Raw genomic sequence first — 384 nt, forward strand, 5'->3', positions numbered from 1 at the left:
TGGTTGCTAACGCTAGATGATGGTGGGGTATTTGACAGTAACGATGGCAGTGTGAGTCCTATAGTATCTAAAGGTGTAACTTTACTTCCAATTGCTCCTATTGTCGATAGATTAGGCGGGAAAGTGGAATGGAGCGGGAGTGAACATAAAATCACGATAAAGCTTGACTCTCAAACGTTAGAACTTTGGATTGATCAGAAGAAGGCTTTGGTAAAAGGCGAAGAGAGGATACTTACTGTTGCTCCAACGGTCGTAAAAGGAAGGACGATGATACCAGTTCGTTTTGTAACAGAGAACCTCGGTGCTATAGTGCGTTGGGATCAGGCATCAAAAATCGTGATGATCTATTACGGAGGAGCTAAAGAACAAGAGACAGATCTATTC

General features: G+C 42.7%; 1 protein-coding gene. It reads left to right on the plus strand.

Translation table 11 applies throughout. From position 1 onward, the window contains the following. Positions 1-384 (plus strand): copper amine oxidase N-terminal domain-containing protein (locus KIH86_RS19645; RefSeq protein WP_223110621.1); only part of this gene is annotated, 384 nt, incomplete at both ends.

Source organism: Paenibacillus sinensis (assembly GCF_019904155.1).
Lineage (GTDB): Bacteria > Bacillota > Bacilli > Paenibacillales > Paenibacillaceae > Paenibacillus_AQ > Paenibacillus_AQ sinensis.